Below are 19,947 nucleotides of genomic sequence, written 5' to 3'. Positions count from 1 at the left end.
TCGCGGGTCCGGTGGTGTCTGTTGGCCCGCCGGGCGCGCATCACCAGAGGCATGAGCCGGGCGGCGAGGCTGAGGCGTGGGGGAGATTCAGAGCAAGGTTCTGACACCGACGTGCTCCAGGGGCGAGGTTTCGTTGGGGTGGGCCCTGCTGGCAGAGCCTAGCCTCCTCCTGTATGACGTCGACTGACGGGTCAGTCACAGGGGGTGGCGGGGAAGACTCCGATCTGCTATTTATGTACGACGTACGTAAACAGGGAAGGTGGGCATTGTGGAGCAGAGTACAGAGTTTGAACGAGAGACCCGGGAGGTCATGGAATGGTTCGAGCGCTATGACGCGCTCGCCGCGGCGGCAGACGTCGAATCGATGGCGGATCAGGCCGCCTTTCCGATCAATGAGGTGACTGACGACGCGGAAGGTTTCGGCGTCGTCGGGCAGTGCGACCGGGGCCGGTTCATCGCTCAGATGCGCGAGGTCCTCGCCGGGGTCGGGGGCGTGCAGATGGACTCCGTGCGTCGACCGATCTTTCTGAGTGGGGCGTTGTGCTTCGTGGTGACCGACGCGACCTTCACCACCGGAGGTGAGGCACACACCATGCGTTACGGCGACCTGCTCATCAAGACTGCGGAAGGGTGGCGATTCCAGACCATGGTGGCGGGCGGTTGGGCCGAGCAGATGGAGGGGTGAACCCGCTCGATATGGAAGGGTGTGAGCCATGAGCGGTGAGCGCACCTCGGCAGACGTGACCCTGGCGACACTTCGGCTGCTGTGGCGGGGCGAGGTCGGCGAGTCGTCGCGCCACACCGGGCGGGGCCGCCCTCGTGCGCTGTCCGTCGACCGCATCGTTGACATGGCTGTCGTGCTGGCCGACGCTGACGGGCTCGCGGCGTTGACCATGCGCTCGCTTGCTGGGGAACTGGGCGTCAAAGCGATGACCCTCTACAACTACGTCCCCAGTCGTGATGCCCTGATCGATCTGATGCTCGATGCGGTCTATGCCGCGATGCCGCGTGAGCATGCCTCCGGCAGTTCCTGGCAGCAGCGCCTACGCGACGTCGCAGACGCGAACCGGTCGATGATGGTCCGGCATCCTTGGGTGGCGGGTGTGTCCACTGCACGCCCGCCGCTCGGGCCGGGGCAGATGGCGAAGTACGAGCACGAACTCACAGCGTTCTCCGACTCGGGGCTGGGCGACCTGCAGATCGATGACGCGCTGACCTGCCTTCTCGCGTTCGTCCAGGCGAATGCCCGCGATCGAGCGGCGGCCTCCCGAGCCCACGAGCAGGATGGCAGGAACGACGCCGAATGGTGGGAAAGCGTCGAACCCCTGGTGGAGTGCTTCCTCGACGCAGACATGTACCCCCATGCGGCCCGGATAGGTGCGGCTTCCGGCGCGGCGCGCGGGAGCGCCTTCGACCCGGAGCACGCCTACCGATTCGGCCGTGACCGGATCATCGCAGGCGTGTCACGCCTGGCCGACACCGCATGAGGACGTCAGCACGTCGGTGCTCTCAGCCGCACCACTGAGCCGGACGAGAGGTGTCAGCGGACCGCGATACCGTGGTCCCCATGGCCACCCGCACCACCAGTCGCAGCAAGGGGAAGAACGCCCCCACCTTCGAGTGCTCCGAATGCGGGTGGCAGACCGTGAAATGGGTGGGGCGCTGTCCGGAGTGCCAGTCCTGGGGCACGGTCCAGGAGAAGGGTCAAGTCACAGCCCGGACCACGGCCGCCTCCAACCTCGCCGCCCCAGCCCAGGCCATCGGCGACGTCGACGCCTCGGTCGCGGAGTTCCGCGCCACCGGCATCGGAGAGCTGGATCGCGTGCTCGGCGGCGGGCTGGTGCCCGGGGCGGTGATCCTCTTGGCGGGGGAGCCCGGTGTCGGGAAGTCCACCCTGCTGCTGCAGGTGGCCTCCGCGGTGGCGAAGGCGCACACGGACCATCCGGTGCTGTACCTGACCGGGGAGGAGTCGGCTGCGCAGGTCAAGAAGCGCGCCGAACGTATCGAGGCGATGTCCGACAGCCTCTACCTGGCTGCGGAGTCCGATCTCGGCCAGGCCCTCGGGCAGATCGAGCAGATCTCCCCGCAGCTGACGATCATGGATTCGGTGCAGACGCTCTCCTCCGCCGAGGTGGACGGCGCCGCGGGGGGCGTCACCCAGATCCGGGAGGTCACCGCCTCGATGATCGAAGCGGCGAAGCGTCGGAACATGGCCACCATCCTGGTCGGTCATGTCACCAAGGATGGCAATATCGCCGGGCCGCGCATGCTCGAGCATCTGGTGGACGTGGTCTGCCAGTTCGAGGGAGACCGCCACTCTCGCCTGCGGCTGCTCCGCGCAGTGAAGAACCGCTACGGTCCCACGGACGACGTCGGCTGCTTCGACCTGAACGAGGGGGGCCTGACGTCCCTGGCTGACCCGTCCGGGCTCTTCGTCTCCGCGCTGACGGATCGGGTTCCCGGCACCTGCATCACCATCACCCTGGAGGGACGGCGCCCGCTGACCGCCGAGGTGCAGGCCCTGGTGGCCGAGTCCCCGGCCTCGCAGCCGCGCCGGGCGGTCTCCGGGTTGGATTCGCCCCGGGTGTCCATGCTGCTGGCGGTGCTGCAGCGGCGCGCCCGGCTGGCCACGCTGTTCAAGTCGGAGACCTATGTGGCCACGGTGGGCGGAGTGAAGATCACCGAACCGGCGGCGGATCTCTCCATCGCGTTGGCAGTGGCCTCGGCGGCGCTCGAGAAGCCGCTGCCTAACCGGTTTGTCGCCTTCGGCGAAGTCGGCCTCGCTGGTGAGGTGCGTCCGGTGCCGGGGCTGCAGCGCCGGCTCCAGGAGGCCCAGCGGCTCGGGTTCACCCACGCGATCGTTCCCCGCGGCGCGGAGAAGAGCGACATCCCCGAAGGGATGAGGGTCCGCGAGATCGGCTCCCTGCCCGAGGCGATGGGGCTGCTGCTCGACGGCGGCGAGGCGCCGGCGTCACAGAACTAGCTGGCGCGGGGCCTCGTGCTGGAGCAGCCGCCGCAGCGTGAGCAGCTCCAGGAGGGGGTTGACTGTGTGTCTTCGGCCGATAAGGTGTCGGGCCACAGGTCAGTGAGGAGGAGCGATGAACATACAAAGCAGGTTTCACCGTTACGTGGCCACCGTCGCGCTGACGGTTCCTGGGCTGAGCGCTGCAGTTCTCCTCAAGGACCCCTACGTTCTGCTGGTGCCCGCATTCACGATGATCATCGCCACCCTGTTTCTTCAGCTCTTCCTGATGTCAGCGGTGAGTGAGGAGATGGACCGCTAGCCACGGCAAGGCCTCCTTCACGAGGCGCATCCGTTCATGTCACAGCACCCCGGGCAGGGTGACGACGTCGCCGCGGCGCTGTGCGAGCCCGTCGGCCACCAGGGTCTCCAGGCACCGGCGGCGCTGCTCGTCCGACGCCTCGGCCAGCGGCAGCCCTGTCAGCAGGGCCTGCGCCTCCACCGGCTCACCGCGGCGCAGCACCGCCATGATCGCCCCGCGCACCTGCCTGTCCGTCCCGGCCCAGGCCTGGCCGCGGGTCTTCTGCTCCTCCGTCGGGGGAGGTGAACCCGCCGCCCGCCAGGCGCACAGATCCGCCACCGGACAGATCGCGCACTGCGGGGACCTGGCCGTGCAGATCAGCGCCCCGAGCTCCATGGTGGAGGCGTTCCAGGCGCAGGCGCGTCGTCCGCCGTCGTCGTCCGTGGCGGGCATCAGATCGTGGGCGAGCCGCCGCTGGGCGGCCGTATAAGTCTGGCCGGGCAGCGCCGCGGCGGTGAAGATCCGTGCGTGGGCGCGGCGGATATTGGTGTCCACCACGACCTCCGGGATCCCGAAGGCGAAGCAGGCCACCGCGGCCGCCGTGTACTCGCCGATGCCGGGCAGGGCCCGCAGCGCCTGCGGGTCCGCAGGGACCGCACCGTCGTGGCGCTCCACGATCGCTTCCGCCGCCGCCTGCAGCCGCAGCGCCCGTCGCGGGTAGCCCAGCCGGTCCCAGACGGTGAGGATCTCCGACTGCGGGGCCGCCGCGCAGGCGTTCGGCGTCGGCCAGCGGTGCATCCAGTCCTCCCAGCGGGGCAGCACGCGGACCACCGGAGTCTGCTGGAGCATGATCTCGCTGACGAGCACGCCCCAAGGGGTGCACTCCGGTCGACGCCACGGCAGATCCCGGGCGGCCTCAGAGAACCAGTCGATCACCCGGCTGTGGACGTCCTCGGGCGCTGGAGGGATGGGCGGGGCGAGGGCGTCATCGGCAAGGGGCAGAGGCATCCCTGCGATTCTACGGAAGCTGCGGAGGGGATGCGGGGCCGGGCTGGGCCTGCCCGCCCCCCGTCAGCCGGTGGTCGGTCTCAGGCCTTCGCGGGGCGCAATGATCCCACCAGCTCCTCCACCCGGGAGCGGATGTCGTCGCGGATCGCCCGCACCGTCTCGATGCCCTGGCCGGCCGGGTCGTCCAGCTGCCAGTCCTGATACCGCTTGCCCGGATAGAACGGGCAGTCGTCGCCGCAGCCCATCGTGACCACCACGTCCGACTCCTGGACGGTGTACGGGGAGAGCTGGTCGGGCACCTGCGCGGAGATGTCGATGCCCACCTCGGCCATGGCCTCCACGGCCACCGGATTCACCTGGTCCGCCGGCTGCGTGCCGCCGGAGTGCACGACGACGTCGCCTCCAGCGATCTCCCGGAGAAATCCGGCGGCCATCTGGGAGCGGCCGGCGTTGTGGACGCAGACGAACAAGACGGTGGGCTTGTGGTTCTCGCGGGTCATCATCGGGTCCTCTCGGATGCTTCTGCAGTGGTGGGGGTGCTGGTGGGGGTGCTGGTGGTGGTGGCGTCTGCGGCGACGAGGGCGCTCGGCGTCGACGTCGTGAACCAGCGACGGGCCCAGAGCGCCACGTAGACCAGCGCGACCAGGATAGGGACTTCGATCAGCGGGCCGACGATCCCGGCCAGCGCCTGGCCGCTGGTGGCGCCGAAGGTGGCGATCGACACCGCGATGGCCAGCTCGAAGTTGTTGCCCGCCGCTGTGAAGGACAGTGTGGTGGAGCGCTCGTAGCCCAGCCGCAGGATCCAGCCGATCAGCATCGAGGCGGCGAAGACCACCAGGAAGTAGACGGTCAGCGGCAGCGCGATCCGCACGACGTCCATCGGCTGGGCCAGCACCTGCTCGCCCTGCAGGGCGAAGAGCACCACGATGGTGAACAGCAGACCGTAGAGCGCCCACGGCCCGAGCCGCGGGAGGACCGTCCCCTCGTACCAGTCTCGGCCGCGGGTCCGTTCACCGAGTGTGCGGGTGAGGTAGCCGGCGACCAGCGGGATGCCGAGGAATACCAGCACCGAGACGGTGATGGCGACGATCGAGAACTCCGCACTGGTGGTGGGCAGGCCCAGCCAGCTGGGCAGCAGCTGCAGATAGAACCAGCCGAGCACCCCGAACATGACCACCTGGAACACCGAATTGATGGCCACCAGCACGGCGGCGGCCTCACGGTCGCCGCAGGCGAGGTCGTTCCAGATCAGCACCATGGCGATGCAGCGCGCCAGGCCGACGATGATCAGTCCGGTGCGGTATTCGGGCAGGTCCGGGAGGAAGATCCAGGCGAGGGCGAACATGAACGCCGGGGCGAGCAGCCAATTGATGAGCAGCGAGGTGATGATCAGCTTCCGGTCCCCGATGACCTTCGCCGTCTCGTCATAACGGACCTTCGCCAGCACGGGGTACATCATGATCAGCAGACCCAGGGCGATCGGCAGTGAGACTCCGGCGACTTTGAAGGACTCCAGCGCCTCCCCGAAGCCGGGGGCGACGGCGCCCAGCGCCAGGCCGACGACCATCGCGGCGATGATCCACACCGGCAGGAATCGGTCCAGCATCGAGAGCTTCGCGACGACGCCGGACGCGTCCGGCGGGGCGGGTGCGGGGTTTCCTGGGGAGGAGCTGCCGGGGGTGGTGGTCTGGGACACGATGCTCCTGTGATCGGATGGAGGCGGGTGCGGAAAGGTATCGACAAACATCGATGCCCCGAGTATCGTCAGAGGCATCGACAGATGTCAATGTCAGACTTCGCTGATGACGTGGCGCCGTCGTCGTCCCCGACCTGAACGCTCAACCAAGCCCTGAGCAGCCTCCGGAGCAGCCATGACCCTCTCGCCCACCGCGCATCGTGATCCTGCCGTCTCGACCGAGGTCGCCGCGGAGGACGGACCGGCCTGCTGTGCGCCGCAGCCCGGCGTCCCTGGGTTGGCGTCCGAGGACGCCGTCGAGCTGGCCATCCAGCTGAAGGCCCTCGCCGATCCGAACCGACTGACCTTGCTCTCCCTCATCGCCGCCGACGCCCGCGGTGAGGCCTGCGTCTGTGACCTCACAGATCCGCTGGGCCTCGGGCAGCCCACTGTCTCGCACCACCTGAAGATCCTCGTCGACGCGGGTCTGCTCACCCGGGAGAAGCGCGGTGTGTGGTCCTACTACGCCGTGGTGGCCGAGCGGCTGCAGGAGATCACCCACGCCGTCGGCCACCGGATCGTGCCCCCTGCAGCGCCCGCCGCGACCGCTCCCGCCCCCGCGCGCGAAATGGAGACCCCGTGACCCAGCCGGAGACCTCGTCCGCAGTGCTTTTCGTCTGTGTGAAGAACGGTGGCAAGTCCCAGATGGCCGCCGGACTCATGCGTCGCGAGCTCGAAACGGTCGGTGCGGCGTCGGCGGTCCGGGTGGACTCCGCCGGCACGCAGCCCGGCTCGGCCGTCAACGCCCTGTCCGCCGAGGTGCTGCAGGACGTCGACGTCGACATCACCGCGGAGACGCCGCAGCTGCTCACCGAGGACATGATGCGCGAAGCCGGACACGTGGTGATCCTCGGTGCCGAGGCCCAGGTGCCGCAGCCCGAAGGCGTGCTGGTGGAGCGCTGGGAGACCGATGAGCCCAGCCTGCGAGGCATCGAGGGCCGAGAGCGCATGGAGCTGGTCCGCGAGGACATCCACCACCGCGTGAAGGAGCTGGCCGAGCGGCTCGTCGGCTGAGAACCGGCGGTCTCCCCGCTGGTCACTGCCGGGTGAAGATCACATCGGTGAGTGGGCGACGTCGGCGCCTGATGTCCAGTCTCCGGCGATACCCTGGTGCGCATGGCTTCCCCCCGTCCCCGACGCACGCCCCGGCGCCAGTCCGCCGCGGTGTACCGGAGGCGGCGACTCGTCGTGGGCACCTTCGCGGTGATCGTCCTGGTGGGGCTCTGGTGGGCCGGTGCGGCGATCTTCGCGCTGTTCGTCGACGAGGACCCCAACGATCCCACGGCGCAGGAGACCGACCCCGCGGGGGAGTCGGCCCAGGGTGAGGCCTCCGAGACCGATGACCCTGACGGTGACGGCTCAGAGGACGCGGAGGACGCGGAGGACGCGGAGGACGAGGAGGACACGGGGGACGAGGAGCCGGAGGACGAGGACTCGGACGGGTCCTGCGCGCCCGGGGACGTCCGCGTCACCGCCGCCACCGACGAGGACACCTATGGCGCCACGGTGGCGCCGGTGCTGATCCTTGCCGTGGAGAACACCGGTGCACAGGAGTGCACCCTCGACGTCGGCACTGCCGAGCAGGAGTTCGAGATCTCCCATGCGGGCCGGCAGGTCTTCACCACGGAGCAGTGCGGTGACGACGGCGACTCCTATGAGCTGACGATGGAACCTGGTCAGCAGGAGCGGGCGCAGCTGACCTGGCCCCGTTCGGATTCATCGGAGACCTGCACGGAGCCTGCGGAGCTCGAGTCGGGCACCTATGAGCTGACGGTGAGCATCGGCGGCATCACTTCGGACCCCCACCGGTTCACGCTGGACTGAGGGCGGCGGTCGGCCCTGTGCCACTGCGCCACGCCTCGTTGACCCGGCCTCCCTGTCCGTTCTGCACCCCGGTATCACGTCTGCCCCACGAGATCTGGCTGTGCAGACATGATGTCGGTGTGCAGGACGGCGTTTTCCACAGGGTTCCCGGACTCGGCCGCACCCACACCCAGAATCGGTCAGAGTGGAAGGCATGGTCACGCACGCTGTCAGATCCGAGCCACGCGATTCCGTGCGCTTGCACTGCGTCGGGGATCAGCCCGATCAGGAGCGGGCCCATCGGAGCAACAGGTGGTCGACGGCTGTGCGTCGTGGCGAAATGCTGCGCCTGGCCCATGGCGTATACATCGAGCCTGGGCCGTGGCTCAGCGCCCCGCCGTGGGAGCGGCATCTCATGGCTCTCGGCGCGATGGCAGCCGCAGCCTCACCACTTTTCTGTCGCAGCTCGGCGCTCGCACTGTGGGGTGTCCCTCTGCTCCGCACTCCGGGAGAGATCACGATCCGGGAAGCCCGTCGTGGACGTGTGGGGCGCCGCAGGACGGGTCCCCTCACGGGGACGGCCGACGCCGCGGTCGTCGCTCGCCTGTTGGCGGACCACCAGGCTCCGGCCGCTGCCCGGGGCAGACCTCTCGGCGGCCGTGACCTGCAGCCCATCCCCCTCCGTCGCCTCGGAGCCGCGCTGCCCGAAGGAGCCGGTCGCGAGGATCTGCAGCTCAGGATCCGGGCAGGGGAGTATGCGGTGCCGCAGGACTCCCTGGGCCTCGTGGTGCATCCGTGGTTGCGGGGAGTTCCCGAACGGGTCGATGTCGAACCGCTTGCCTTCTCCGTCCTGGACACCGTAGCGGAGTCCTCCCTGGCCGAGGCGGCGGTGATCCTGGACGCCGTGCTGGCGGGTCGGATCACCTCCGAGCGGACCCTCGCGCTGGACGACTTCGTCGAGTGGGAGCCGTATCTGCGCACGCACCGCCGACGGGCACGGTGGGCTCGGGCAGTGGAGTTCGCCGACCCTGCCGCCGAGTCCCCGGGGGAGTCCGCGGTACGAGCCCTGATCCGGGAACTGGGCTTCCACGCCCCGGAGCTGCAGCGTGAGTTCGTTCTGCCCGACGGGCGGCGCGTGCGTGCGGACTTCGCCTGGGAGGGCGTCGTCGCGGAGTTCGACGGGATGGTCAAGTACCGGAGGTCCCAGGAGCTCAGCGGGGTGAGCCCGGTGGATGCCCTCGAGGCGGAGAAACACCGCGAGGACGGGCTTCGAGCGTTGGGCCTGGTCGTCGTCCGGATCATCTGGGATGACATCCTGCGGCCTGAGCGGCTCCGTCGGAAGCTGCTGCAGGCCGGAGTGCCTCGTGCCCGGTGATCGCTGGTCGGTGCGTCCTGCCTCCCAAGATCACGTCTGCACCACGAGATCTGGCTGTGCAGACGTGATTCTGTGGTGCAGTTGTCCCCCAGGCCCGCTCCGCTCCTCCCGCTAGGCTGATCCCCGTGTTCATGCTGATCCTGGCGGCTGGCTTCGGCGCCCTCTACCTGTTCTTCCGCAGACGCGACCGGCGCATGCTGCGCAACGGGGTGTTCCTCGTCGGGGCGCTCGGCTGCGGGCTGCTCGGCATCCTGGAGATCTTCTCCCGCGTGGTGCCGGGATTCGGCCTGGTGTCGCTGGCACTGGTGCTGCTGCTTCCGGCCAGTGTGGTGGTGCTGTGCTGGTTCCTCATCGCCAACGGCATCACCATGCTGCGCCGTGAAGGCCGCCGCCTGGGCAACATGCTCTCCCTGCTGGCCGGCCTGGCGATCCCGATCCTGCCGGTGGTGGCGGTGCTGCTGGTCGGCACCGCGAATCCGTATCTGGTGACGCTGGCGGCGCTGCTCTTCCTGCTCACCGGCTACGTGAGCGTGGCCTTCGTGATCTTCCTCAGCTATGCGCTGGCCTATGGCCGTATGACCCACCGGGAGCATCCGGCGGCGCTCGTCGTGCTCGGCTCCCGGCTGATCGGTGGTCAGGTGCCGCCCTTGCTGCGCGCCCGCCTGGACCGCGCCTTGGAGGTCTACCGGGACACCGAGCCGAAGCCGCTGCTCATTCCCTCCGGCGGACAGGGTCCGGACGAGTCCCGCGCCGAGGGGGCCGCCATGGCGGAGTATCTGCGTGAGCAGGGTGTGCCCGCTCAGGATGTCATCGCCGAGACCGAGGCGGTCAGCACGGCCCAGAACCTGCGGTTCGCCCAACAGATCCAGGAGGACGCCGGTCGCTCCGGGGCGCTCCTGGCGGTCACCAACAACTACCATGTGCTCCGCGCGGCGCTGCTGGCCAGGAAGGCCGGGCTGCGTGCTGAGGTCACCGGTTCCAAGACAGCCCGCTACTACGTGCCCAGTGCCTTCCTGCGCGAGTTCATCGCGGTGATGCGCGGGCACCTCTTCCTCCATGCGGTGCTGTTCCTGCCGTTCCTCGCGTTCGCCGGCTTGGTGCTGATGGCCGCGCTGGCACAGGGATGAGCGGCTCAGCCCGCGTTCGCCTCTTGGTCTCCCGCCGCCCGGCATGGCACGGGCCACATACCCCCTGATCGCCTGCCCTCGACCCCCTAGACTCGGAGGGTGAGCACAGCTTCGGACGCCCCGGACCCCGCCGAACCTCGCCGGTCGGGCCTGCTCGCCTACCTGCGGCACGGCGTGCGCACCGCCCGTCGCGTCACCACGGCGCGTGTCCGCGCCGGTGGGGTGCGGGCTGGTCGTTCGGTGGTCCCGGCCCTGCAGATGACGGTCGCCGGGGTCGGCGCCTTCGCGCTCGCCGAGACGCTCCTGGGTCATGACGGCCCGCTCTTCGCCGCCGTCGCCGCGCTGATCGCCCTCGGCTTCACCAAGGAGCCGCGGCTGCGCAAGGTCGTGGAGGTCGCACTGGGCTGCACGCTGGGCATCTTCATCGGAGACCTGGTGCTGCATTTCTTCGGGGCGGGTCTGCTGACGGCGTCCTTCGTGCTCTTCGTCTCGATCATGCTGGCCCGGCTGCTGGACAACTCATCCCTGCTCGCCATGCAGATGGGCCTGCAGGCGTTGCTGGTGGTGCTGATCCCGGCCCCGGAAGGGGGCCTGCTGGGTCCCTTCTCGCGCAGTGCGGATGCGGTCCTCGGGGGCACGGTGGCCATGCTGATCGCTCTGCTGACCCCGAAGGACCCGCGCCGGGAGCCGATCCGTGAGCTGCGCCGAGTGGTCGATGACCTCACCCGGGCGCTGCGTGAGACGGCGAAGGCGATCCGCACCTCAGAGTCCCGGGAGGCGTGGCACGCGCTGATCCGCTGCCGGGGCATCCAGTCCCAGCTCGACGACGCCGTAGCGGCGGTCGCCTCGGCGGAGGAGCTGACCCGATATTCGCCCGCCTACCGGCGGCACCGGCACTACGTGCGGCGGATGGGCCGGCTGACAGAGAAGATGGACCTGGCGGTGCGCTCCATGCGGGTGATCACCCGGCGGGCCGTCTCCATGGTGGACAACGCCTCGCTCACCGATGAGGCCACGGAGAGTCTCTCCTCCCTGCTGGAGGAGTTCGCGGACGCCGTCCAGCTGCTCTCCCGGGCGGTGTCGGAGTCGGGGCCGGCCTCGGCGCAGCGGATGGAGGTGGCCCAGCACGGGCTCTCGGCCGTGGCCACACGGCTGCATCCCACGCGCCTGGAGATCCACACCCTCGAGGGTGAGTCGGTGGTGCTGATGCTGCGCACCATGATCGTCGACGTCATGGAGGCGGCGGGTCTGACCCATGAGGAGGCCGAGGAGCTGCTGCCCGCGCTGGGGCACCGGGACACGCTGACCGGCCGTATCCGGATCGTGAAGGCCGAGCGTCGAGCTGGGCGTGCGGAGCGGAGGGCAGAACGGCAGGGGGAGTGGTCTCGCGAGCACTTCGAGGAGGACGACGACGGCGCCCCCGCCTCTCAGCAGGAAGCCACGGAGACGACGCCACCCGCAGAGGGTGAGGACCCCGACACCGAGCGTCCTCGCTGAGCCGTGCCGACCTGCGCCGGCATGCGCCGGCATGGTCTGCGCGGCCCGGGCCGCTCAGAGCTGCAGGATCATCCGGGAGTTGCCCAGGGTGTTGGGCTTCACCCGCGCGAGGTCGAGGAACTCGGCCACGCCTTCGTCCTGGGAGCGCAGCAGCTCGGAGTAGACCTCCGGGTCCACGGCGTCCTGGTTCTCCATGACGGAGAAGCCGTGCCGGACGAAGAACTCCTCCTCGAAGGTCAGGCAGAACACGCGGCTGACGCCGAGCTGGCGGGCGTCGTCGAGCAGCCGGTGCAGCAGCGCCGAGCCGACGCCGTGGCCGCGCCACTCGTCCCGGGTGGCCAGAGTGCGCACCTCGGCAAGGTCCTCCCACATCACGTGCAGGGCTCCGAAGCCGATGAGGACGCCGTCCTCGGACTCCGCGATCTGGAACTCCTGGAGGGACTCGAAGTAGGACACCCTCTCCTTCGGGACCAGCACGCGTCGTTCCACCAGCGGATGGGTGAGTTCGATGATGCGCTTCACGTCCGCGGTGCGGGCGGGGCGGATGCTGAACGAGTCGCTGGAGCTCATCAGTCCAGTCTAAGTCCGGCCGGCCACGGAGCCTCCCTCGGTGCCGCTGCTCGCCGCGCGCTGGTTCACCGAGCGTTCATCGAATCCGCGCGTCGTCGTCACCTGCCGCGGCGGTTCTCGTCATCTGAGGTCCCTAGCCTGACACTCGGTCCGCGACAGCACTGTGCCGTTCACCTGTGCCGGTGCGGGGTCGTGGACCTGAGCTGACACCCCTGACACCTTCCGGGCCTCCCTGGCACCGCGAGGGGTCCGGTGCTGGAGCGGAGAGACGCTCCACGCCGGAGTCGACATCTGAGAGAGGACACTGTGAAGCTTCATCGTTTCGGTCGCGCGGCGGCCATCCTGTCCGTGGCTTCGCTGGCGCTGGTCGCCTGTGGTGAGTCGAACAACCCCGGCGGGGATGACGCAGACGCCGGCACTGGTGGTGAGAACGGCGCTGAGACCTCGGAGGTTCAGGGCACGCTCTCCGGCGGAGGCTCGTCCGCCCAGGAGGCGGCGATGACCGCCTGGGCCAACGGCTTCACCTCCGTGGCCCCGGACGCGCAGGTCAACTACGCCTCGGTGGGGTCCGGCTCCGGCAGGGAAGGCTTCCTCGGCGGGGAGTATGACTTCGCCGGTTCCGATGCCGCGATGGACGAGGGCGAATGGGAACAGTCCCAGGAGATCTGCGGCCCTGACGGTGCCTTCCACATCCCCTCCTACATCTCGCCGATCGCCGCGGCGTACAACGTGGAGGGCATCGATGGGTCGCTCAACCTCGACGCCGAGACTCTCGCGGGCATCTTCGCCGGGGAGATCACGAGCTGGGACGACGAGGCCGTCGCGGAGCACAACCCGGACGTGGACCTGCCGGACACGCCGATCACCGTGGTGCACCGCGCCGACGACTCCGGCACGACGGAGAACTTCACCGAGTACCTCGAGGCCGCAGCGCCGGAGGTCTGGGAGTGGGAGGCCGACGGTTCCTGGCCTGCAGACGTCTCCTCCGAGTCTGCCCAGCAGACGTCCGGCGTGGTGGACCTGACCACCCAGACCGACGGCGCGATCACCTACGCCGACGCCTCGCAGATCGGGGATCTGGATTCCGTGGCCGTCGAGGTGGGGGAGGAGTACGTCGAGTACTCGCCCGAGGCTGCCGCGCAGGCCGTGGCGTCGTCCACCCCGGTGGAGGGCCAGGCCCCGAACAACATGTCTTACGAGCTGGACCGCGACACCGAGGAGTCGGGTGCATACCCGATCGTCCTGGTGGCCTACAACATCTTCTGCAACGAGTATCAGGACCAGGAGACCGTCGACCTGGTGCAGGCCTTCGGCGAGTACGTGGTCTCGGAGGACGGTCAGAGCACCGCGGAGTCGGCGGCCGGCAACGCCCCGATGTCTGACGAGCTGCGCGACGAGGCTCTCGAGGCGATCGACCAGATCCGCGTCACCGAGTGACATCTCCGGAACATTCCCGACACCCTGATGGGAGATCCTGTGGCCGGCTCTGATGAGTCACGCACCTCCACCTCGCCGCCGAGCACGACGACGCCCGGCGGCGCTGTGGCAGCGGTTCCTCGCGGGGAGAACGCCCACAACTCGCTGACCACCTCTGACTCCGGCGGTGTCTTCGGTGATCGGCTGTTCTCCGGGCTGGCGCTGTCCGCCGGGATCGCGATCCTGGTGGTGCTGGCCTTCGTGGCGTTGTTCCTGACGGTCAACTCCACGGGGGCGGTCTATCAGGAGGAGCAGGGGTTCATCGTCCAGGCGTTCGTCGAGTACGCCTACCCGCTGGTGATCGGCACCGTGGTGGCCTCGGCGATCGCGCTGGTCCTGGCCACCCCGGTGGCGGTCGGCGTCGCGCTCTACATCTCGCACTTCGCCCCGCCGCGGCTGTCCAAGTCGATCGGCTATGTGATCGATCTGCTGGCGGCGATCCCCTCGGTGGTCTACGGGGCATGGGGCATGAGCTTCCTCGGTCCGGCGCTGGTGCCGATCTACAGGTGGCTGCATGAGCACCTGGGCTTCATCCCGCTCTTCGGGGAGGCGCCGTCGCAGACCGGTCGCACGATCTTCACCGCCGGTGTGGTGCTGGGGGTGATGATCCTCCCGATCATCACCTCGGTCTCCCGGGAGATCTTCGTGCAGACTCCGAAGCTGCACGAGGAGGCCGCCCTGGCCCTGGGTGCGACGCGCTGGGAGATGATCAGGATGTCGGTGTTCCCCTTCGCCCGGGCGGGCATCATCTCCGGAGTCATGCTGGGGCTGGGACGAGCCTTGGGCGAGACTATGGCCGTGGCCCTGGTGCTCTCGGCCGGGCCGTTGTCGGCCTCGCTGATCTCAGCGGGCAACAGCACCATCCCCGCGGAGATCGCCCTGGGCTTCCCCGAGGCGCCTCCGGGTTCGGAGCGACAGGCGCAGCTGATCGCGATCGGGCTGGTGCTGTTCGTGATCACCCTGATCGTGAACATGGTCGCCCGGTGGATCGTCAGCCGGCACAAGGAATTCTCAGGAGCCAACTGATGGCCGAGACCAGAAACCCCACTCAACAGAAGGCGCGCCCGGAGGACGCCTCGACGCCGACGCCGGCGACCGCGGAGACCCCTGGCGCCCCGATGCTGCCCGAGGGGCCAGCCGGGATCGCGGGACGTCGCAGCCGGCTGACCCAGAACACGCTGCCCCGATGGGTGCCGCTCGCGGTGCTGGGCGGCTCCGCGGTCGCCGGGGCCGCGGTCACCGCGCTGACCGGATTCTCGCTGGCCGTGTGGCTCATCGTCACCGCGGTGCTCTATGTAGTGGTCAGCTACGTGGTCACCCGGGCCCGCGTGAATCGCCGCAAGGCCACAGACGGGCTGTGGACCAACCTGGTCCACCTGGCCTTCCTCATCGCGCTGCTGCCGTTGGTCTCGGTGCTCTGGTCGGTGACCTCGGTGGGCCTGCCCGGGCTGATCGAGCCCGGCTTCTTCGCCTCGGACATGCGGGGCATCGACGGGACCATCGACCAGGCGTCCCAGGAGCAGGGAGCCGCCGTGCTGGGCGGCATCAGCCATGCGATCGTCGGCTCGCTGCTGATCACGGTGGCCGCCACGGTGATCTCGGTGCCCATCGGTCTGCTGACCTCCATCTATCTGGTGGAGTATTCCCGAGGGGGCCCGTTGGCACGGGCCATCACGTTTTTCGTGGACGTCATGACGGGCATCCCCTCCATCGTGGCAGGACTGTTCGCGGGTGCCGCGATGGCGTGGTTCCTCTCTACAGCCGGCGCGCTCACCGGTGCTTTCGGCGGGATGCGCTCCACGATGGGCATCACGGCGGCCATCGCGCTGTCGGTCCTGATGATCCCCGTGGTGGTGCGCACCACCGAGGAGATGCTGCGCGTGGTGCCCAATGAGCTGCGGGAGGCCTCCTACGCGCTGGGCGTGCGCAAGTGGCGGACCATCCTCAAGGTGGTCATCCCGACGGCGATATCCGGGATCGCCTCGGGCGTCACGCTGGCGATCGCCCGGGTGATCGGCGAGACCGCGCCGATCCTGGTGACCGCAGGCTTCGTGGTCAACGTGAACTGGAACCTGTTCTCGGGGTGGATGACGGCGCTGCCGGTCTACATCTATCGCCAGTTCCAGAACCCCACCTCACCGAACTTCTCCGATCCGTCCCACCAGCGGGCCTGGGCGGCTGCATTGGTGCTGATCATCATCGTGATGCTGCTGAACCTCATCGCGCGCCTCATCGCCAAGGTTTTCGCCCCGAAGACGTCCGGCCGCTGACCCGCCGCCCTCGTGGCGGGCGGGGGAAGAACAGACCTTCATCAGGCCGGGCACAGCTCCGGCGTCGCAGAGAGTGAGAGAGCCAGACATGTCCAAGAGCATCGAAGCGCGGGACCTCAACGTCTACTACGGGGACTTCCTCGCTGTGGAGGGCGTGAGCATCAGCATCGCGTCTCGGTCGGTGACCGCGTTCATCGGCCCCTCGGGCTGTGGGAAGACCACGTTCCTTCGAAGCCTCAACCGCATGCACGAAGTGCTGCCGGGTGCGAGGGTCAAGGGCAAGCTGCTGCTCGATGGCGACGACATCTACGGTCCCGGAGTGGACCCGGTGACGGTGCGGACCATGGTGGGGATGGTCTTCCAGCGGCCCAACCCGTTCCCCACCATGAGTATCCGTGACAACGTGCTGGCCGGCTACAAGCTCAACGGAGCAAGGATGAGCCGTTCGGAGGCCGACGACGTCGTCGAGCGTTCCCTGCGCGGAGCGAACCTGTTCAACGAGGTCAAGGACCGTCTGGACAAGCCCGGATCCGGGCTCTCAGGGGGGCAGCAGCAGCGGCTGTGCATCGCCAGGACGATCGCGGTGAAGCCGGATGTGATCCTCATGGACGAGCCCTGCTCGGCGCTGGACCCGATCTCCACCTTGGCGGTGGAGGATTTGATCTCGGAGCTGAAGGCCGAGTACACGGTCGTGATCGTCACGCACAACATGCAGCAGGCGGCCCGTGTCTCGGAGCGGACGGCGTTCTTCAACATCGCGGGCACGGGCAAGCCCGGGAAGCTCATCGAGTACGACGACACCTCCACGATCTTCAACAACCCGAAGGAGAAGTCCACCGAGGACTACGTCTCGGGCCGTTTCGGCTGACCGAGAGCCGGCCGGGCCCCGGGCTCGCGGGCCGTCTGCCGCGGAGCTCAGAACTCCAGCAGCGGGGAGATCGCCAGCACCAGCACTGCTGAGGCCCCGCCCACCACGAGCGGGGTCACCGCCCAGTAGGCGAAGAGCCGCACCGCCTGCGGCCAGTTGACCGTGGCGAAGCGCTGGTTGGATCCGGCGCCGATCACTGAGGAGGCCGCAGTCAGCGACGTCGACAGCGGCAGCGCCATGGCCAGGGAGCCTGCGAACAGCAGGGCCGAGGTCGTCGTGGTGGACACCATGCCGCGCATGGGGTCCATGGTGACCAGGCGATGGCCCAACATGTGGCCGATTCGCCAGCCGCCGGTCAGGCAGCCGAGCCCGATGAGCAGTGCGAAGACCACATAGGCGGTCGGCATCCAGGAGGCGGCGTCGGAGACCCCGGCGGCCGGCAGCGAGAGCAGCAGGACGAAGGAGAACCGCTGCCCCTGCTGCAGGCCGGTGCCTAGGCTGGTCAGGCCTGCGCACACCGCCTGGACGGTGCGGCTGGTCTCATTGACCGTGTCCGGGTCGGCCCCGCGGGCGACCCTCACCGCGAGGAACACCAGCAGGTAGGCCAGGCCGAAGGCCACCAGCGGGGAGAGCAGCAGCGTGGCGAGCGGGGCGGCCCACGGAAGGTGCAGTACGGCGGTGGAGTCGGTCCCGTCGAGCATCATCGAGGCCAGCGCCCCGCCGATCAGCGCGGCCAGCAGGGCGTGCGTGGTCGACGTCGGCATGCCGCGGAAATAGGTGTAGAGGTTCCACCCCAGCAGGGAGATCAGCGCGGACAGCACCACTCCGAGGATCATCTGGGGGTCCATCTGCGGGAACTCGAACCAGGAGAACAGGTGCACCCCCAGCGGGATGGTCATCAGCACCCCGAGCGCGTTCGCTCCGGCGGCCAGGCGGGTCGCGATGCGCGGAGTCAGCGCCCGGGTGCGCGTGGGGATGGCGATGGAGTTGGGGACGTCGTGCATGCCGGCGACGAAGAGATTCGGCATCAGGACGACGGCGATGAGGGTGAGCAGCAGGATCTCCACGTGTACGGCCTCAGGACTCCCGCACCATGATCGATCCGGCGGTGGTGCTGACCTTCCGCAGCGACTCCACCGCCTGCAGCATCGCGGTGGCGATCTGCGCCTGCTGGAGGGCGATGTTCGGCTGGAAGGCGCTGTCGCTGGAGGTCAGCCATTCCCTGTGGGTCCGGTTGGCCTGCTTGGTCAGCCGCTGGATCTGGATCCAGTACTCCTCGAGGTGGTCGAAGTCGTCGAGCCGGGCGAGGGCGTCCACGGTCAGATCCACCTGGCGGCCGAGGGTCTCCAGCTGGTCGGAGCTCTGCCGCGGGAGAGTGAGGCTCTCCCGGGCGATGATGAGGTCTCCTGCGGCGACGACGTGCTCCAGGGTGCGGTTGAGCAGCCGCGAGAGTGCGTAGATGTCCTCGCGCGGAAGCGGGGTGAGGAAGACGCTGCGGATATGCGTCATGAGGTTGAAGTGGAGGTCCATGGCCGTGCCCTCCAGGCCGATCAGCTCATCGCGCAGCGGCCGCCGGTCCGCGGCGGGCATGCCCAGCAGCTGGGAGAGCAGGTTCACGCCGGTGCGCACCTCTCGCCCGATGTCGGTGAGCAGCTCCACCGCCTGCGAGTGGCGCTGGCCTCGTCGTGCGATCATGCCGTGTTCCCCATCTGATCTCCCCTGCAGCGGTGTCCGTGGAGAGTGTATAGCGGGAAGATGAACCGATCGTTGCGGACGCCGGGTCGCGGACCGGCCCGGACACAGGAGAACCCGCCGTATGACGGAGCATGCGGCGGGTTCAGACCCGACGACGTCGCCCGCTCGGGGCACGTCAGATATGAGGTTTGGAGTGCCGGGCTGGGAACGCCTCACGGCGCGTGGCCACTCGAAGTGGCTACAAGTTGGAGCCCGGGGGTTACCTGCAGCCCGGCACATTCCCAGTGTGCCCCTGGATGCTCCTGAGGTCAACCGGAAACTCAGGTGTCGGGTTCGTGAGGAGCGGCGCGTCAGGTGGGTCGATCCTGGCGTGATCGGCCCCGGCGGTTCACGGCTCGAGCAGGTCGCGGGCGATCTCCCGAGCCTCGGAGAGCAGGTCAGGCCCATGGATGCCCTGGTGGGCGAAGGCTCCCTCGAGGAGCAGGAACATGTGGCGCGCCAGTCGGTCGGCGGAGGCGGTGGGGTCGTCCGCTGAGACCACCCGGCGCAGGAGGTCCTCGATCGCCTGCTTGTGGTGCCGGATGATCGCGTAGCCGGGGTGGTCGACGGGCAGCTCGGCGGCGGCGTTGAGGAAGGCGCAGCCCCGGGTGGCGGTGAGGGTGTCCTCGGCGTAGACGTCGAACAGCGTCAGCGCTCGGGGAGATTCGGCGGCCTCGATCCGGCGCTCCAGCCGTGCCCACCAGGTGTGATGCCGGGCCTCGAGATAGGTGGCCACCAGGGTGTCCTTGGAGCCGAAGTTGTTGTAGAGCGTCCGCTTCGTGACCCCCGACTCCTCCGCGATGGTGTCGACACCGACGGAGTGGATCCCGCGGTCGTAGAACAGGTCGGCAGCGGTGGTGAGGATGCGTCGGGCGCTGGGGGTGAGCTGATCGATGTCGAGCGCGGCAGGGGTCATGGCGACAGTCCTTGATTTCACAGATCTGTATACATAGTCTGGTGCGGAAACTTCACAGATCAGTGTACCCCTTACTGCATCGGAGGTGCTTGCATGAACAGGCTCACCAGACTTCTCAGATTCTGCGAGGAGGTGGCGCTCGCCGTGGACTCGGCGAACGCCGTCCGTCACGGCCTGCCACTCTCCGACCGCGCGGTGCGGCTGCAGCATCGCCGCAGCGGCACACGGCCCGGGGTCCTCCCCGAGTCTCGCGATGAGGACCGGGGGCCGGGCTCCGCCACCGGCGACGCCCGGTGAGCACGGGG

General features: G+C 68.7%; 22 protein-coding genes. 15 read left to right on the top strand and 7 right to left on the bottom strand.

The window, feature by feature from the left end:
- Positions 1-268 precede the first annotated feature (268 nt).
- The 4 genes from ODE13_RS11510 (at position 269) to ODE13_RS11495 (ending at position 3,284) form a co-directional block, all read left to right on the top strand.
- Positions 269-685 carry a hypothetical protein gene (locus ODE13_RS11510; RefSeq protein WP_322479403.1) on the top strand — a complete coding sequence of 139 codons (417 nt, stop codon included), beginning with the start codon at positions 269-271 and terminating at the stop codon, positions 683-685.
- A 28-nt stretch (positions 686-713) separates the two neighbouring features.
- Positions 714-1,487: a TetR/AcrR family transcriptional regulator gene (locus tag ODE13_RS11505; RefSeq protein ID WP_322479402.1), complete on the top strand. Its 774-nt coding sequence runs from the start codon at positions 714-716 to the stop codon at positions 1,485-1,487.
- 80 nt (positions 1,488-1,567) lie between these two features.
- Entirely contained in the window at positions 1,568-2,983 is a 1,416-nt protein-coding gene (radA, locus tag ODE13_RS11500) for a DNA repair protein RadA (RefSeq protein WP_322479401.1), read from the top strand.
- 145 nt (positions 2,984-3,128) lie between these two features.
- Positions 3,129-3,284 carry a hypothetical protein gene (locus ODE13_RS11495; RefSeq protein WP_322479400.1) on the top strand — a complete coding sequence of 52 codons (156 nt, stop codon included), beginning with the start codon at positions 3,129-3,131 and terminating at the stop codon, positions 3,282-3,284.
- A 39-nt stretch (positions 3,285-3,323) separates the two neighbouring features.
- Here the strand turns inward: ODE13_RS11495 and ODE13_RS11490 are convergent, their stop codons facing one another.
- The 3 genes from ODE13_RS11490 to arsB form a co-directional block, all read right to left on the bottom strand.
- Entirely contained in the window at positions 3,324-4,271 is a 948-nt protein-coding gene (locus ODE13_RS11490; protein WP_322479399.1) for an A/G-specific adenine glycosylase, read from the bottom strand.
- Positions 4,272-4,351: 80 nt separating this feature from the next.
- Positions 4,352-4,774 carry an arsenate reductase ArsC gene (locus ODE13_RS11485; protein WP_322479398.1) on the bottom strand — a complete coding sequence of 141 codons (423 nt, stop codon included), beginning with the start codon at positions 4,772-4,774 and terminating at the stop codon, positions 4,352-4,354.
- A complete protein-coding gene (gene arsB, locus ODE13_RS11480; protein ID WP_322479528.1) occupies positions 4,771-5,877 on the bottom strand; it encodes an ACR3 family arsenite efflux transporter in 1,107 nt (368 codons plus the stop codon). Before arsB ends, ODE13_RS11485 begins: the two co-directional genes overlap by 4 nt.
- Positions 5,878-6,142: 265 nt before the next feature.
- Here arsB and ODE13_RS11475 point away from each other — a divergent pair, with 265 nt between their 5' ends.
- The 6 genes from ODE13_RS11475 to ODE13_RS11450 all read left to right on the top strand — a co-directional run bounded on the left by ODE13_RS11475 (position 6,143) and on the right by ODE13_RS11450 (position 11,808).
- Positions 6,143-6,589 carry a metalloregulator ArsR/SmtB family transcription factor gene (locus ODE13_RS11475; protein WP_322479397.1) on the top strand — a complete coding sequence of 149 codons (447 nt, stop codon included), beginning with the start codon at positions 6,143-6,145 and terminating at the stop codon, positions 6,587-6,589.
- Positions 6,586-7,020 carry a low molecular weight phosphatase family protein gene (locus tag ODE13_RS11470; protein ID WP_322479396.1) on the top strand — a complete coding sequence of 145 codons (435 nt, stop codon included), beginning with the start codon at positions 6,586-6,588 and terminating at the stop codon, positions 7,018-7,020. Before ODE13_RS11475 ends, ODE13_RS11470 begins: the two co-directional genes overlap by 4 nt.
- A 102-nt stretch (positions 7,021-7,122) precedes the next feature.
- Positions 7,123-7,830, top strand: coding sequence for a DUF4232 domain-containing protein (locus ODE13_RS11465; RefSeq protein WP_322479395.1), 708 nt, complete (start codon positions 7,123-7,125; stop codon positions 7,828-7,830).
- Positions 7,831-8,416: 586 nt separating this feature from the next.
- The gene (locus ODE13_RS11460) at positions 8,417-9,184 is read left to right on the top strand and encodes a hypothetical protein (RefSeq protein ID WP_322479394.1); all 768 of its coding nucleotides are present in this window, start codon (positions 8,417-8,419) and stop codon (positions 9,182-9,184) included.
- Between the two features lie 131 nt (positions 9,185-9,315).
- Positions 9,316-10,311 (top strand): YdcF family protein, encoded by a 996-nt coding sequence (locus ODE13_RS11455; protein WP_322479527.1) that lies wholly within the window; start codon positions 9,316-9,318, stop codon positions 10,309-10,311.
- Positions 10,312-10,410: 99 nt separating this feature from the next.
- A complete protein-coding gene (locus ODE13_RS11450; RefSeq protein ID WP_322479393.1) occupies positions 10,411-11,808 on the top strand; it encodes an FUSC family protein in 1,398 nt (465 codons plus the stop codon).
- Positions 11,809-11,862: 54 nt separating this feature from the next.
- Here ODE13_RS11450 and ODE13_RS11445 read toward each other — a convergent pair whose 3' ends face one another.
- Positions 11,863-12,378, bottom strand: coding sequence for an amino-acid N-acetyltransferase (locus tag ODE13_RS11445; protein WP_322479392.1), 516 nt, complete (start codon positions 12,376-12,378; stop codon positions 11,863-11,865).
- 306 nt (positions 12,379-12,684) lie between these two features.
- Here ODE13_RS11445 and pstS point away from each other — a divergent pair, with 306 nt between their 5' ends.
- The 4 genes from pstS (at position 12,685) to pstB (ending at position 16,992) form a co-directional block, all read left to right on the top strand.
- Positions 12,685-13,815: a phosphate ABC transporter substrate-binding protein PstS gene (gene pstS, locus ODE13_RS11440; RefSeq protein ID WP_322479391.1), complete on the top strand. Its 1,131-nt coding sequence runs from the start codon at positions 12,685-12,687 to the stop codon at positions 13,813-13,815.
- Between the two features lie 105 nt (positions 13,816-13,920).
- Entirely contained in the window at positions 13,921-14,880 is a 960-nt protein-coding gene (gene pstC, locus ODE13_RS11435) for a phosphate ABC transporter permease subunit PstC (RefSeq protein WP_416210686.1), read from the top strand.
- Between the two features lie 92 nt (positions 14,881-14,972).
- Complete coding sequence (pstA, locus tag ODE13_RS11430) at positions 14,973-16,124, top strand: phosphate ABC transporter permease PstA (RefSeq protein ID WP_322479525.1); 1,152 nt, start codon at positions 14,973-14,975, stop codon at positions 16,122-16,124.
- An 88-nt stretch (positions 16,125-16,212) separates the two neighbouring features.
- Positions 16,213-16,992 carry a phosphate ABC transporter ATP-binding protein PstB gene (gene pstB / locus ODE13_RS11425; protein ID WP_179541596.1) on the top strand — a complete coding sequence of 260 codons (780 nt, stop codon included), beginning with the start codon at positions 16,213-16,215 and terminating at the stop codon, positions 16,990-16,992.
- Between the two features lie 47 nt (positions 16,993-17,039).
- On the opposite strand, the gene ODE13_RS11420 is transcribed toward pstB, so the two are convergent.
- From ODE13_RS11420 to ODE13_RS11410, 3 genes are all read right to left on the bottom strand, one after another.
- Positions 17,040-18,059, bottom strand: coding sequence for an inorganic phosphate transporter (locus tag ODE13_RS11420; protein WP_322479390.1), 1,020 nt, complete (start codon positions 18,057-18,059; stop codon positions 17,040-17,042).
- A 10-nt stretch (positions 18,060-18,069) separates the two neighbouring features.
- Positions 18,070-18,687: a nuclease PIN gene (locus tag ODE13_RS11415; RefSeq protein WP_322479389.1), complete on the bottom strand. Its 618-nt coding sequence runs from the start codon at positions 18,685-18,687 to the stop codon at positions 18,070-18,072.
- A gap of 388 nt (positions 18,688-19,075) precedes the next feature.
- Complete coding sequence (locus ODE13_RS11410; protein ID WP_322479388.1) at positions 19,076-19,642, bottom strand: TetR/AcrR family transcriptional regulator; 567 nt, start codon at positions 19,640-19,642, stop codon at positions 19,076-19,078.
- Between the two features lie 93 nt (positions 19,643-19,735).
- On the opposite strand from ODE13_RS11410, the gene ODE13_RS11405 reads away from it, so the two are divergent.
- Positions 19,736-19,939, top strand: a complete 204-nt coding sequence (locus ODE13_RS11405; protein ID WP_322479387.1) for a hypothetical protein — start codon at positions 19,736-19,738, stop codon at positions 19,937-19,939.
- The last annotated feature ends 8 nt before the right edge of the window (positions 19,940-19,947 follow it).

It is taken from the genome of Nesterenkonia sp. HG001 (assembly GCF_034438835.1).
Taxonomy (GTDB): domain Bacteria; phylum Actinomycetota; class Actinomycetes; order Actinomycetales; family Micrococcaceae; genus Nesterenkonia; species Nesterenkonia xinjiangensis.
The sequence above is the reverse complement of the archived record's forward strand: the minus strand, read 5'-3'. Positions and strand labels throughout refer to the sequence as shown.

Coding starts and splice junctions, on each gene's coding strand:
- pstB (WP_179541596.1), top strand. CDS start 16,213: ATGTCCAAGAGCATCGAAGCGCGGGACCTCAACGTCTACTACGGGGAC.
- ODE13_RS11505 (WP_322479402.1), top strand. CDS start 714: ATGAGCGGTGAGCGCACCTCGGCAGACGTGACCCTGGCGACACTTCGG.
- ODE13_RS11410 (WP_322479388.1), bottom strand. CDS start 19,642: ATGACCCCTGCCGCGCTCGACATCGATCAGCTCACCCCCAGCGCCCGA.
- ODE13_RS11455 (WP_322479527.1), top strand. CDS start 9,316: ATGCTGATCCTGGCGGCTGGCTTCGGCGCCCTCTACCTGTTCTTCCGC.
- ODE13_RS11490 (WP_322479399.1), bottom strand. CDS start 4,271: ATGCCTCTGCCCCTTGCCGATGACGCCCTCGCCCCGCCCATCCCTCCA.
- radA (WP_322479401.1), top strand. CDS start 1,568: ATGGCCACCCGCACCACCAGTCGCAGCAAGGGGAAGAACGCCCCCACC.
- ODE13_RS11465 (WP_322479395.1), top strand. CDS start 7,123: ATGGCTTCCCCCCGTCCCCGACGCACGCCCCGGCGCCAGTCCGCCGCG.
- pstA (WP_322479525.1), top strand. CDS start 14,973: ATGCTGCCCGAGGGGCCAGCCGGGATCGCGGGACGTCGCAGCCGGCTG.
- arsB (WP_322479528.1), bottom strand. CDS start 5,877: ATGCTGGACCGATTCCTGCCGGTGTGGATCATCGCCGCGATGGTCGTC.
- ODE13_RS11475 (WP_322479397.1), top strand. CDS start 6,143: ATGACCCTCTCGCCCACCGCGCATCGTGATCCTGCCGTCTCGACCGAG.
- ODE13_RS11485 (WP_322479398.1), bottom strand. CDS start 4,774: ATGATGACCCGCGAGAACCACAAGCCCACCGTCTTGTTCGTCTGCGTC.
- ODE13_RS11445 (WP_322479392.1), bottom strand. CDS start 12,378: ATGAGCTCCAGCGACTCGTTCAGCATCCGCCCCGCCCGCACCGCGGAC.
- ODE13_RS11405 (WP_322479387.1), top strand. CDS start 19,736: ATGAACAGGCTCACCAGACTTCTCAGATTCTGCGAGGAGGTGGCGCTC.
- ODE13_RS11415 (WP_322479389.1), bottom strand. CDS start 18,687: ATGATCGCACGACGAGGCCAGCGCCACTCGCAGGCGGTGGAGCTGCTC.